Origin of the sequence: Zobellia roscoffensis (assembly GCF_015330165.1) — a bacterium.
GTDB lineage: Bacteria > Bacteroidota > Bacteroidia > Flavobacteriales > Flavobacteriaceae > Zobellia > Zobellia roscoffensis.
Genome location: NZ_JADDXT010000002.1, coordinates 3855851 through 3868218, shown reverse-complemented (window position 1 = coordinate 3868218; position 12368 = coordinate 3855851). Strand labels below are relative to the sequence as shown.

Here is a 12368-nt window from a genome sequence, read left to right as displayed (position 1 = left end):
ATCTTATGTCCATTAAAATTATACCTTTTAAACCTACTCATGCTCCCATTTTTAAAGAGCTAAACCATAAATGGATAGAACAATACTTTTCGGTTGAACCAATGGATATTTACCTCCTAGAAAATTGTAAAGAACATATCATTGATAAGGGAGGATATATCTTTTTTGCGAAAAAAGAAGATACCATAACAGGGTGTTTCGCTCTTTTACCTGTAAACAACACTACTTTTGAATTAGGGAAAATGGCTGTTTCATCAGAATTTCAAGGACTTAAAATTGGTCAGAAGATGTTATCCTTTGCTATAGAATTTGCCAAAGAAAAAGCTTTGGAAACACTTATTCTATACTCTAGTACAAAATTAGATAATGCTCTACACATTTATAAGAAATTCGGTTTTAAGGAGGTTCCCATTGAAAAACATGTAGAATACGCACGAAGTGACATAAAAATGCAATTAACCCTATAACAAGAATATTATGAAAAACCTTTTATTAGTACTGATGAGCTCTAGCATTCTTTTTATTGGATGTAAAGAGAATAAAAAAGAGAAAACACATGAAGCAAATGATAAAACAGTAGCTGCATCAATGGAAAAGACAAAAAATTCCGAAGCAAAAATAACTCCGATTGAACATGCAACTGCCATTTTAGAATGGAACAATATTACCATTTACATCGACCCCGTTGGAGGAGCCGAAGCTTTTAAAGGGTATAAATCTCCGGACTTAATATTAATCACCGATATTCATGGTGACCATTTAAACGTTGAGACCATAGAGGCCTTGGGAACTGATAAAGCTAAAATAATAGTTCCACAAGCAGTAGCAGATAAATTACCGAAAGTTTTCACGCCACAGATCGATGTTTTAAATAATAGAGAGAGTAAAGAGCGTTATGGAATTACTGTTGAGGCCGTACCTATGTATAACTTAAGGGAGGAAGCTTTAAAATTCCACGAAAAAGGACGTGGTAACGGTTATATATTAAATATTGATGGTCAACGTATCTATTTTTCAGGTGATACTGAAGATATACCAGAAATGAGAGCTTTAAAAAATATAGATAAAGCATTTATATGTATGAATCTCCCCTACACCATGACACCTGAAAGTGCTGCGGCCGGGGTATTAGCTTTTAAGCCAAAACAAGTGTATCCATACCATTACAGAGGCAAACCAGATGTTAGCGATGTTTCTAAATTCAAAGAATTAGTAAATGCAGGTGACCCTGAAATTGAAGTCGTTCAATTAGATTGGTACCCAAATGACGATTATTAAAAAATAGAGTCCATAAAAAAAGCTCCTAAGAATACATTTCCTAGGAGCTTTTTTGGTTTGAAAGGTGGTTCTGTTATTTATATTTATCGAATTAACTTCTTGTATTTAATACGTTGAGGAATTAAATCTCCCCCCAAACGTTTCTTCTTATTCTCTTCGTAATCAGAGAAAGAACCTTCAAAGAAATAGACTTGAGAATCACCTTCGAACGCCAATATATGAGTACAGATACGATCTAAGAACCAACGGTCGTGAGAGATAACCACCGCACATCCTGCAAAATTTTCAAGACCTTCCTCTAGTGCTCGTAACGTATTAACGTCTAAATCATTAGTAGGCTCATCCAAAAGTAATACATTACCCTCTTCTTTTAGCGTCATAGCTAAGTGAAGACGGTTACGCTCACCACCGGAAAGCATATTTACCTTCTTGTTTTGCTCACTTCCAGAGAAATTGAACCTGCTTAAATACGCTCTGGAATTTACTTGACGGCCACCCATCATAATAAGCTCTTGCTCATCACTAAAGTTTTGCCAGATTGATTTCTCCGGGTCTATGTTTGAGTGACTTTGATCAACATAAGAAATCTTAGCAGTCTCCCCTACTTCAAAATCACCTTTATCAGGCGTTTCTTCGCCCATAATCATCCTAAAAATAGTAGTCTTACCAGCACCGTTTGGACCAATTACACCAACTATACCTGCTTGAGGAAGTTTAAAGTTTAGGTCTTCATAAAGCAACTTATCATCATAAGCTTTACTCACGCCTTTAGCCTCAAGTACATTTGTTCCCAAACGTGGACCATTTGGAATATAGATTTCTAGTTTTTCATCAAGTTGTTTTTGGTCTTGACTCATTAACTTATCATAATTCTTTAAACGAGCCTTTTGCTTGGTCTGACGGCCTTTAGCTCCCTGACGAACCCAGTCCAACTCTCGTTCCAACGTCTTCTGTCTTTTAGAAGCAGTTTTGCTTTCTTCCGCCAAACGTTTGGATTTCTGATCTAACCAGCTAGAGTAGTTTCCTTTCCAAGGTATACCTTCCCCTCTATCCAATTCCAAAATCCATCCCGCTACATTGTCCAAGAAGTACCTATCATGAGTTACAGCGATTACTGTACCCTTATATTGTGCTAAATGATGTTCCAACCAGTGCACAGATTCTGCATCAAGATGGTTGGTAGGTTCATCTAATAATAATATTTCTGGCTCTTGTAACAATAGACGACAAAGGGCAACTCGTCTTCTTTCACCTCCAGAAAGCACCCCGATTTTCTTATCGGGTTCAGGAGTACGAAGTGCATCCATTGCTATTTCTAGTTTCGTATCTAGTTCCCAAGCGTTTGACGCATCAATTTGATCTTGAAGCTCAGCTTGTTTATCCATCAACTTCTGCATCTTATCAGCATCTTCATAGACTTCCGGAAGCCCGAACATATCGTTGATTTTGTTATACTCATCAAGTATAGCTACAGTCTCGCTTACTCCCTCTTTTACAATTTCGAGAACAGTTTTATTCTCATCCAACTCTGGCTCTTGCTCTAAGTACCCCACTTTATATCCAGGTGAAAAAACAACATCACCCTGAAAGTTCTTATCAACTCCAGCAATAATTTTAAGCAAGGTAGATTTACCTGATCCGTTAAGACCTAAAATACCGATCTTGGCTCCGTAAAAAAAACTTAAATATATATTTTTAAGAACGGGCGTATTCGCATTCTTATATGTTTTGGTGACTCCTGACATGGAGAAAATCACCTTCTTATCATCAGACATATTGTGTTGTTAAATAATTTATTATAAGGATAGTATAGACTTTAATTAAACTCTTCCTTTAAGAGCGTTAAACACCCAAGCAATAGCAAAAAATCCAATTCCAACGGAGGCAAATCCCCAACCGGCAACTTCATCGTATCTAAAAGCTCCTAAAGCAATTAGTGCTAGCCCCACAAAAATCATAATAAATGTGGCCCATGCCAAAACGGTATTTTTATTCATTCCCATGTTAATTCGGTTTCAATTTTGGTAACTTCAAATATCGTAATTTTTAAAATATTTTAAGGCTCTAAGCCTGCTTTTGTTCCTCAAAAGGAAAAATAACTCCAGATTTTTGCCGTACCTCATACAGAAGCCGGGCCAAATCCTTACTATTCTGATGGCTCCAAATGTTACTTTGGAGTTGTCCGGAAATTAAACAATCCTGGACTTCTTCAATTTCATAGGTATAACCCCTGCCATAAGTAGGCAATCCGTAATCAATCAATTCACCTTCTTTTTCTATTGTATACCCCTGTGCTTCGTGCCACCTTGGGTGAAGAAAAATACTGCCTTCATTCCCTGATATTTCAGCCTTCATTTCAGATTTTGAATTCAATCCGCTGTATAGAATAGCTTGTGCATTTTCATATTCAAATATCATAGAAGTCTGCATTTCTACTCCTGTCTTATAAAAATGAGACGAAGCTTGTATTTTCTTGGGCATTCCCAAGAACAAATAAGATAGAAAGATAGGATATATACCTATATCCAACAAAGACCCTCCGGCCAGATTGGGATTCAAAAGTCTATTTTCGGCATCCCTTCCCAGAGCATAAAAAGCAAAATCAGCATGAATAAACCCAATTGAACCAATTTCTCCATTTTGTACAAGTTGTCTTGCTTCTTGAATAGAAGGGTTGAAACGGCTCCATAAAGCTTCCATTAAAAAAACCTGATTCTTTTCTGCAACGGCAATCATTCGTGCAACTTGCTCAGGATTCACGCCCATAGGCTTCTCACAAAGTACATGCTTTCCCTTCTCCATAGCTCTTACGCTTAAAACTTCATGAGACGTGTGTGGAGTAGCAATATAAACTACATCAACCTCATTAGATTCAAAAAGAGCATCATAACTATCAAAAGTGTGGGCAGCACCATATTCATTAGCAAATTCCTTTGCTTTATCTATACTTCTAGAAGCAACAGCGGTAAGCGTACCCCCAGAAACTAGAGCCAAATCTTTTGCAAAAGTGTGGGCAATACTTCCCAATCCTACAATTCCCCAACGTACTGCTTGTGTCATATGATTTTCAATTTTTTCAAATGTAAACAATTTTACTCCTTATCTTTAAGCATTGAAATGTCAAGGCAAAAAAATGGATTTAAAATTTAACAAGAACGAAGACCACAACAAATTACTCTTAAGCGACCTTAAAAGGCGCTTGGCCCAAGTAAAATTGGGAGGTGGTAAAGCGCGTATTGAAAAACAACATGCTCAAGGGAAAATGACAGCTCGCGAGCGCATTGACTATCTTTTGGACACCAATAAAGATAGTGTTGAAATAGGTGCTTTTGTAGGTGACGGCATGTACGAAGAACATGGTGGATGCCCCTCTGGCGGCGTAGTTATTAAAATTGGTTACGTTTCCGGCAAACAATGTATTGTTGTCGCCAATGATGCAACGGTAAAAGCCGGAGCTTGGTTTCCTATAACAGGAAAGAAAAACCTACGTGCGCAGGAAATTGCCATGGAAAACCGCTTACCCATTATCTATTTAGTAGATAGTGCAGGTGTTTATCTTCCTTTACAGGATGAAATTTTTCCTGACAAAGAGCATTTTGGAAGAATATTCCGAAACAATGCTAAAATGAGCAGCATGGGCATCACCCAAATTGCTGCGGTTATGGGTAGTTGTGTTGCTGGTGGAGCCTATTTACCCATAATGAGTGATGAAGCTCTAATAGTTGATAAAACAGGTAGTATTTTCTTAGCTGGAAGCTATCTCGTAAAAGCTGCTATTGGAGAAACTATAGACAATGAAACCTTAGGTGGGGCTACCACACATTGTGAAGTAAGTGGTGTAACCGATTATAAAGCTAAAGATGATGCTGATGCGCTGACCACCATTAAGAACATCATGGATAAAATTGGTGATTTTGATAAAGCCGGATATAATAGAAAGCCTACCATAAAGCCAAAGGAAAACCCAGATGATATGTTTGGTATTCTTCCTAACACCAGAACGGACCAGTATGATATGGGCGAAATTATTAAGCGGCTAGTAGACAACTCAGAGTTTGATGAGTATAAAGAAGGGTATGGAAAAACTATTTTAACCGGCTATGCCAGAATTGATGGATGGGCCGTTGGTATTGTTGCTAACCAGCGCAAAGTGGTAAAAACCCAAAAAGGAGAAATGCAGTTTGGTGGTGTTATCTACTCCGATTCTGCCGATAAAGCTACTCGGTTTATTGCTAATTGCAATCAAAAGAAAATCCCTCTAGTATTCCTGCAAGATGTTACAGGTTTCATGGTGGGTAGTAAAAGTGAACATGGTGGTATCATTAAAGATGGGGCTAAAATGGTGAACGCTGTGAGTAATTCTGTAGTGCCTAAATTCACTATTGTAATTGGCAATAGTTATGGTGCAGGTAACTACGCTATGTGTGGCAAAGCTTATGACCCAAGATTGATTGTAGCCTGGCCAAGCGCTGAGTTAGCCGTTATGGGCGGTAACTCTGCAGCAAAAGTATTGCTGCAGATTGAAAAAGCATCACTCAAAAAGAAAGGCGAAACATTAACAGAAAAGAAGGAAGCGGAACTGTTCAATAAAATTAAAAGTAGATATGATAACCAAGTTTCTCCTTATTATGCAGCTTCACGGCTTTGGACGGATGCCATTATAAATCCTTTGGATACCCGTAAATGGATATCAATGGGAATAGAGGCTGCGAACCATGCTCCAATCGAAAAAGATTTTAATTTAGGTGTTATTCAGGTTTAATTGCAACTGAGATTTAAGAAGTTAAAAGGCAATCTTATCTAAGGTTGCCCTTCTTTGTATTTTACCGCTAGTCGTCTCTTCAAAACTTTCTACTGCCAGAATCTCTTTAGGTCTTTCGAGTTTTTTAAGCGAAGTGATTTTTTCTATTTGATCTTGAAGTATTGATATATTTTGAACTCCTTCTACAATTAAAATCAATTTATTACCCAGTTTATCATCTGGGAGTCCCGTTACAAAAAATCTACTTTCTATTGTTGATACTAACTTTGTTTCTATTTGTTCAGGAAATAATTTTACACCTCCCGAATTAATAACATTATCAAAACGGCCCAACCACTTAAACTGGGTTTCAGACACTAAATCCACCATGTCATTGGTATGAATAAGCTCATTGGACACCATAGGTGCATCAATTACTAAACACCCTCTGCTATCTGCTGTAATTTTTACGTCGGTTAAAGTCGTAAACACATCCAAATCCATATTAGATGTAATCAATTGCCCTAAAAGTGGTTTCACGGCTATATGGGTTATGGTTTCCGTCATACCATAGGTTTCATAAACATTGGTTCTCTGACCGGCATTCAAAAATGCTTTTTTCAATTTATAAGAGACTGGTGCTCCGCCAACAATAAGTTTCTTTACCCCGCCTAACACACTCAGTGAGTTTTCAAACTGTAAAGGAACCATTGCTGCAAAATCATACAGGTTATTATTTTCTTCTAATGGATTTGAAGAAGGGTTTACACAATCTATTGAAAGTCCTAGAACCATTGCCCTCACTAACATCATCTTACCTGCAATATAAGTTGCCGGAAGACATAACAAAGCAGTATTTTTAGCTTCAAGTTTAAAAAAGCTTCCTGTTGCTAAAGCTGAGTTAACCATATGCTCCTTTAACAGTATTATAGGTTTCGGTTGTCCTGTAGAACCAGAGGTGTGCACGGTCAAAGTAGGCTTTTCATTTAACCAATCTATCAGAAAATCTCCAATAGCTTTTTCGTACTCCTCCCCTTCTTTAACCAAACTATAGGCTACTTCCTTTAGTTCTTCTTTGGAATATGAGTTACTATTTAGCCTAAACTGTTTATGAAGTTCTTTGTACGTCTGCATTTTCATTTTCTAAAGCTAAAAATGTTTCTTCTGATGGAACTTCTCCAGTAAGTCTATCCTTCCAGTCCGTCCATTTATATTTTTTTGAGAAGATATAAAGTAGAATCGGATAAATTACAAATACCGGAACCAACACATCCCAACCCAAAACTGGCTCAGATACGTCACGATATATAGAATCTACCTGAAAGGCAGTCCAATCTGCTGTAACCAAAAGCGCTGCCGTGAGATTATTTGCCGCATGAAACCCTAATGCTAGTTCCAAACCTTCATCCATAAGAGTTAATATTCCCAGAAAAAAACCTGTGCCAATATAAAAAACTAATATACCATAACCCAATTCCGCTACTTCCGGATTAAAAATGTGCATGATTCCAAAAAGCAACGAAGTCACTAGTAAAGGTACCCAACGATTTTTTGCCAAAATACCTAGTCCCTGCATCATATAACCCCGCATATAATACTCTTCCATACTGGTCTGCAAAGGAATCATCAAAACTGCGATGATTGCCAAAACAACAAACCGCTCTAGATTAAAGTTAAACTCGTAATCCTCGGGAGCTAATGTTATATCCACAAAAATGAACGCTGTAGAAATCAGTGCCCAAATAGCAAACGCAAAGAAGACTCTTTTAAAATCGATTTTCTTTCGTGAAGTGGTCAATTGGGTAATTTTCTGTTTATGCACCAAAGTTACATAGGCAAGAAGGCCAATTAAACCGATTACAAAGGTCAACAACATAAAGAATAACAGGGTGTTCGAGCCTAAAACATCTGCCATTGCTCCCATATCTCCAGTGCCCAAAACAGCAAGTGAGTCAGCTTCTACCAAAAGGGCTATTATCAAAGGAATACCTCCAATGAATTGCCAAACGAAAAATATGGCCAATAGTCCAACAACATATCGCCATGAATCACTTAAACCTTTATAGGCTTGTGCTATATACATAAATCTTTTATTAAATTATTTTTCCAGCTTTTCTCTTTGCTATAATATAGCTGTCCGTTTTCAACCGTTAAAGGCGAGTCAAAATTATTAGTATACAAACTTCCTGTTCCTAAGCCTTGTGGCATTGGGTTTTGCAAAGTATATGTCCATTGCGCTATCGCATTTAAACCCACATTACTCTCTAAAGCACTTGTTACCCACCAATCAATATTCATTTCTTCAGCAACTTCAATCCATTCTTTACAACCTCTAAAACCACCTACCAAACTTGGTTTTAGTATGATATATTGAGGCCTTATAGTTTGTAGCAATTCTCGCTTTTTTGTTACATCAAAAACTCCAATCAATTCTTCATCCAAGGCAATAGGCAAGGGTGTTGCTTCACAAAGGTTACTCATTGCTGCAAACTGACCTTGTTTAATAGGCTGTTCTATAGAATGGAGTGAGAATTTAGATAATATTTCTAAATTTTGTAATGCGTTTTCCGGCTTAAAAGCTCCATTTGCATCTACCCGTAATTCAATTTCAGAAGCATCGTATTTTTCTCTAATGGAAGCGAGCAGTTTTATTTCCGTATCAAAATCAATTGCACCTATTTTCATTTTAATACAACTAAATCCTTCTTTTAATTTTTGGGCTATTTGGTCATGCATAAATTTCTCATCGCCCATCCAAATGAGTCCGTTTATGGCAATAGGTTGCTGATTGCCCGTGAACTCAGAAGAAAAAAGTTCAAATGGATTATCAGCAGAAAGTGACAAAAATGCTTGTTCCACTCCAAATTGAATACTAGGAAATTCTATCAACGCTTCCCAAAGCGCATCTTTGCCAAGGTGAATATTTTCGCAGGTCCACTTTAATTTATCTTCATAACTATCTACATCATCAATACTTAAGCCTCTCAAAATTCCACATTCTCCAATTCCGTAATTTTGGTTATCGTTTAGAATTAAGAACCAGGTTTCCTTTTGTACTAAGATTCCTCGCGACGTTCCGCTTGGACGTTTAAAATCTAAAATGAATTTTTTATAAGTTGCCTGCATAATTGACTTCAAATTTAGCTATATTTTACCTCTTAAATACCCAAAATGGCTAGCATAAACAATAAAACAATCTGGATTACCGGGGCCTCTTCTGGAATTGGAGAGGCATTAGCTTATAAGTTGAGTGAAAAAGGATGTAAACTCATATTAAGCGCCAGGAATCAGGAAGCTCTAGAAATAGTCAGAGATAATTGTAACAGTCCGGAACTTATTAAAATACTGCCTTTAGACATTTCTCAGTACGACTTGATGCCATCAAAAACCCAAGAAGCGATTAAAGCTTTTGATTCTTTGGACATTTTAATAAACAATGCGGGTATTAGTCAACGTTCTTACATTATCGACACTGATTTTAAGGTCTATAAAAAACTAGTGGACATTAACTATTTAGGTACGGTGGCGATTACAAAAGCTGTTCTGCCCTACTTCATTACGCAACAAAAGGGACATTTTGCCACAGTAACGAGTCTGATGGGAAAATTTGGTTCCCCTATTCGCTCGGGGTATTGCGGCTCAAAACATGCTCTTCATGGCTTTTTTGATGTTCTACGGATGGAACATGAGAAAGACCACCTTAAAGTTACTCTTGTTGCTCCAGGCTTTGTTCAAACCAATATTGCAAAAAATGCATTAGTTGGGGATGGTAAAGCTAGAGGTCATGAAGATGAGGACAACGCCAACGGATTAACCACAAGCGATTTTGCTGGGAAAATGATTAAGGCTATAGAAAAGGAAAAGTTTGAAGCCTATATGGGTGGAAAAGAAGTTTTAGGCGTCTACCTAAAACGGTTTTTTCCAAAATTACTACATAGAACAGTATTGAAAAATACAGCTAAAAATTAGAAATTTAGCAAAAATTAAACCAGTAGCGAACCCCGTCTTCAGCAGTTTTATCAATATTAAGTGTAGTTTGCAATTGATTGGCCAAACGATTCATTAACCTAATACCCATAGATGAATTAGCTCTTTCGTCTGTGTCATCTGGCAGACCTATACCATTATCAGAGTATTCAAAATACCCCTCTTTCTCTCCAATTTTTCGAATGTGAATGTAAATCTTACCGTTTTCATCATTCTCCGGAAAAGCATATTTAAACGAATTAGAAACAAGCTCATTAAGCATAAGACCAAATGGAATAGCTCTATCAATATCCAACTCAACCCCCTCAGCATCTACGGTAATATTAATATTGTGTCCGCCTTTTTTGTAAACGGATTGAACACTATTAATTAAACTTTCAATATAACTCTGCATTTCAATAACCGAAAGGTCTTCGTTTTGATACAATTTCTGATGAATCAAAGCCATTGCCTTAACCCTACTCTTTCCTTCTTCTAATGCTTCAATAGCCGCTTTACTTCTTGTGTTTTTAGTTTGTAAACTCAACAAACTAGAAACCATCTGTAGGTTGTTCTTTACCCTGTGGTGAATCTCTTTTAAGAGTGAATCTTTTTCTACTAAAGAGTTTTCTATAATATATTTTTGCTCAGCAATTAGACGTTGGTTCTTAATACTTTTTAGATACGCATATACCAATCCCGCAAAACCTACCAGGGTAAATAATAAGGAGATAAGCACTAAGTTGATATTTCTATCTTTAGCCATCATATCATTACGAGACTTCTCTAAAGCTAACTTTTGCTCCGCCAACATGGTTTGAGAAACAGCAAGGTCCTGCCCCATAACCGTGGCCAATTGCTGCTTTCTTAACTCTGATTGATTATCTAAAATCGAATCCCGTACGCGAATGTTCTTTTTTAGATAAAGAGCGGCGTTTTTGTAGTCCTCGGTTCTATCATAGTACAAGGCTAGCAATCTGTTTTTACGCAACAAGTTTTTAGTTGTACTTGTCTCTAAATTATCACTTAAAAAATCAGTTGCTTTTTCATAATCCTCCAACTGAAGATAGCACTCACTAATAGCCAAACTATTTTCCGTTATCTCCGAAGACAGTTCTTTGCTTTTGTACTTTTTTAGCGTATTTATTGCGCTTTCTAAATGTGGAATAGCCTCTTTATACTGTTTTAAATCAACATGGCATTTACCAATATTACCTTCGATTATACCTTTTAACAGATTTGCACTTTCAACCTCCTTTTCTGATTTTTTACGGGTAATAAGGTTCATGAAGACATCTATATACCCTTTTGCTTTTTTATAGTGACTTAAAGCTGTAGGTGCAGATTCATCAAGTCTAAGGTAATCACCCAAATTGTTATAATACTCAGCCTGGGCATAGAAATCATTCTCCTCAATGGTCTTTTTAACATTATCTATATAATGCTCCATTGCCTTTCTATACATTCCTAAGTTGGCGTAGATATCATAAAAAGCTACGTTGTCATTTATTTTAAGTTCTTTTTGTTCTTTGCGGATTTCAATTTGCTCAGTATACATGGTCAACTGCCCATAATTATCATCCATCGTGTCCAATAATTTGGATTTTAGATAAATATCTAATTCCTCTTTTTCGGCATAAAGTTCTTTTGAAATAGCTAAACTCTTATCATAGTCGCCTAAATCATAATAAATTCTGGACTGAATGAGTTTATAACGTACTATCTCTGAAGTTTCATCATCTTTTATTGCAGCGTTAAGGTAGAGGTTCACCAAATCTAGCCAATCATAAGTAGAAGTCTCCCTATAACGATCTTGGGAATTAAAAAAGAAGCTAAGTTTCTCTTCTGGAGTTTCAATATCTTGAAACTGCTGAAACAAGTTTTCCTCAGTAATTTCTTCTTCTTGAGCGAATATACTTAAGGATAGAAAAAAAACTGCCCAAACAAAAATGGTGTTTTTATAGTAAATGTTGTTCATATATCTAAATGGAACAAAATAAAAAGTATTTTGTTCTGATTATACTTAGTTCTTACATTAGCTTATGGCATCCCGTCATAATACACACAAAAACAACATTTTAATAAAGCTAATGGCTTATCTAAGCTAATCTATTTAATTGGTTATTTAGCCCATTTATCTATAAAATTAAAAAAAAGGACTGTAAGAAAATAATCTAATTAGAGAACTATACAAAATAAGTACCTCAGACCTATTTAAAATACTCATCTTAAGCTATTTTTATATTAGTAAAAATACTATTAACATCTAGAGAACCTAACACTATTGTTGTGAAATCCTATTTAGTTGTTGTGAAATGTAATTTCTTTTATTGGTCCACGTGTTCTTTTTTCAGTTGACAAAAACTATTATCAATAATAAAAA

11 protein-coding genes are annotated in these 12368 nt (G+C 36.3%); 4 read left to right on the top strand and 7 right to left on the bottom strand.

The features are described from left to right. Nucleotides 1-5: 5 nt before the first annotated feature. Nucleotides 6-467: a GNAT family N-acetyltransferase gene (locus IWC72_RS15510; RefSeq protein ID WP_194527088.1), complete on the top strand. Its 462-nt coding sequence runs from the start codon at nucleotides 6-8 to the stop codon at nucleotides 465-467. A 10-nt stretch (nucleotides 468-477) separates the two neighbouring features. Further along, nucleotides 478-1278: an MBL fold metallo-hydrolase gene (locus tag IWC72_RS15505; protein WP_194530398.1), complete on the top strand. Its 801-nt coding sequence runs from the start codon at nucleotides 478-480 to the stop codon at nucleotides 1276-1278. 83 nt (nucleotides 1279-1361) lie between these two features. Here IWC72_RS15505 and ettA read toward each other — a convergent pair whose 3' ends face one another. The 3 genes from ettA to IWC72_RS15490 form a co-directional block, all read right to left on the bottom strand. After that, on the bottom strand, nucleotides 1362-3053 hold the full coding sequence (gene ettA, locus IWC72_RS15500) for an energy-dependent translational throttle protein EttA (protein ID WP_194527086.1): 1692 nt from the start codon (nucleotides 3051-3053) through the stop codon (nucleotides 1362-1364). A gap of 45 nt (nucleotides 3054-3098) precedes the next feature. Further along, nucleotides 3099-3281, bottom strand: coding sequence for a CAL67264 family membrane protein (locus IWC72_RS15495; protein WP_013995358.1), 183 nt, complete (start codon nucleotides 3279-3281; stop codon nucleotides 3099-3101). Nucleotides 3282-3342: 61 nt separating this feature from the next. Next, nucleotides 3343-4338, bottom strand: coding sequence for a Gfo/Idh/MocA family protein (locus IWC72_RS15490; protein ID WP_194530397.1), 996 nt, complete (start codon nucleotides 4336-4338; stop codon nucleotides 3343-3345). Nucleotides 4339-4411: 73 nt separating this feature from the next. On the opposite strand from IWC72_RS15490, the gene IWC72_RS15485 reads away from it, so the two are divergent. Further along, a complete protein-coding gene (locus tag IWC72_RS15485; RefSeq protein WP_194527084.1) occupies nucleotides 4412-6040 on the top strand; it encodes an acyl-CoA carboxylase subunit beta in 1629 nt (542 codons plus the stop codon). A 21-nt stretch (nucleotides 6041-6061) separates the two neighbouring features. Here the strand turns inward: IWC72_RS15485 and IWC72_RS15480 are convergent, their stop codons facing one another. From IWC72_RS15480 to IWC72_RS15470, 3 genes are read right to left on the bottom strand one after another with little or no spacing between them, the layout of a single operon-like run. Continuing rightward, nucleotides 6062-7153, bottom strand: coding sequence for an AMP-binding protein (locus IWC72_RS15480; protein ID WP_317171415.1), 1092 nt, complete (start codon nucleotides 7151-7153; stop codon nucleotides 6062-6064). Next, nucleotides 7128-8102 (bottom strand): CPBP family intramembrane glutamic endopeptidase, encoded by a 975-nt coding sequence (locus IWC72_RS15475; RefSeq protein WP_194527082.1) that lies wholly within the window; start codon nucleotides 8100-8102, stop codon nucleotides 7128-7130. The genes IWC72_RS15480 and IWC72_RS15475 overlap by 26 nt, the downstream gene beginning before the upstream one ends. Beyond that, nucleotides 8093-9145: an o-succinylbenzoate synthase gene (locus tag IWC72_RS15470; protein ID WP_194530395.1), complete on the bottom strand. Its 1053-nt coding sequence runs from the start codon at nucleotides 9143-9145 to the stop codon at nucleotides 8093-8095. The genes IWC72_RS15475 and IWC72_RS15470 overlap by 10 nt, the downstream gene beginning before the upstream one ends. Before the next feature lie 45 nt (nucleotides 9146-9190). On the opposite strand from IWC72_RS15470, the gene IWC72_RS15465 reads away from it, so the two are divergent. Continuing rightward, nucleotides 9191-9988 carry an SDR family oxidoreductase gene (locus IWC72_RS15465; protein WP_194530394.1) on the top strand — a complete coding sequence of 266 codons (798 nt, stop codon included), beginning with the start codon at nucleotides 9191-9193 and terminating at the stop codon, nucleotides 9986-9988. A gap of 4 nt (nucleotides 9989-9992) precedes the next feature. Here the strand turns inward: IWC72_RS15465 and IWC72_RS15460 are convergent, their stop codons facing one another. Beyond that, a complete protein-coding gene (locus IWC72_RS15460; RefSeq protein WP_194527079.1) occupies nucleotides 9993-11963 on the bottom strand; it encodes a sensor histidine kinase in 1971 nt (656 codons plus the stop codon). Nucleotides 11964-12368: the final 405 nt, after the last annotated feature.

Bases quoted from the DNA above. Each gene is read 5' to 3' on its own strand.
- IWC72_RS15485 (WP_194527084.1), top strand. From the start codon at position 4,412: ATGGATTTAAAATTTAACAAGAACGAAGACCACAACAAATTACTCTTA.
- IWC72_RS15470 (WP_194530395.1), bottom strand. From the start codon at position 9,145: ATGCAGGCAACTTATAAAAAATTCATTTTAGATTTTAAACGTCCAAGC.
- IWC72_RS15495 (WP_013995358.1), bottom strand. From the start codon at position 3,281: ATGGGAATGAATAAAAATACCGTTTTGGCATGGGCCACATTTATTATG.
- IWC72_RS15465 (WP_194530394.1), top strand. From the start codon at position 9,191: ATGGCTAGCATAAACAATAAAACAATCTGGATTACCGGGGCCTCTTCT.
- IWC72_RS15510 (WP_194527088.1), top strand. From the start codon at position 6: ATGTCCATTAAAATTATACCTTTTAAACCTACTCATGCTCCCATTTTT.
- IWC72_RS15490 (WP_194530397.1), bottom strand. From the start codon at position 4,338: ATGACACAAGCAGTACGTTGGGGAATTGTAGGATTGGGAAGTATTGCC.
- IWC72_RS15475 (WP_194527082.1), bottom strand. From the start codon at position 8,102: ATGTATATAGCACAAGCCTATAAAGGTTTAAGTGATTCATGGCGATAT.
- ettA (WP_194527086.1), bottom strand. From the start codon at position 3,053: ATGTCTGATGATAAGAAGGTGATTTTCTCCATGTCAGGAGTCACCAAA.
- IWC72_RS15460 (WP_194527079.1), bottom strand. From the start codon at position 11,963: ATGAACAACATTTACTATAAAAACACCATTTTTGTTTGGGCAGTTTTT.
- IWC72_RS15505 (WP_194530398.1), top strand. From the start codon at position 478: ATGAAAAACCTTTTATTAGTACTGATGAGCTCTAGCATTCTTTTTATT.
- IWC72_RS15480 (WP_317171415.1), bottom strand. From the start codon at position 7,153: ATGCAGACGTACAAAGAACTTCATAAACAGTTTAGGCTAAATAGTAAC.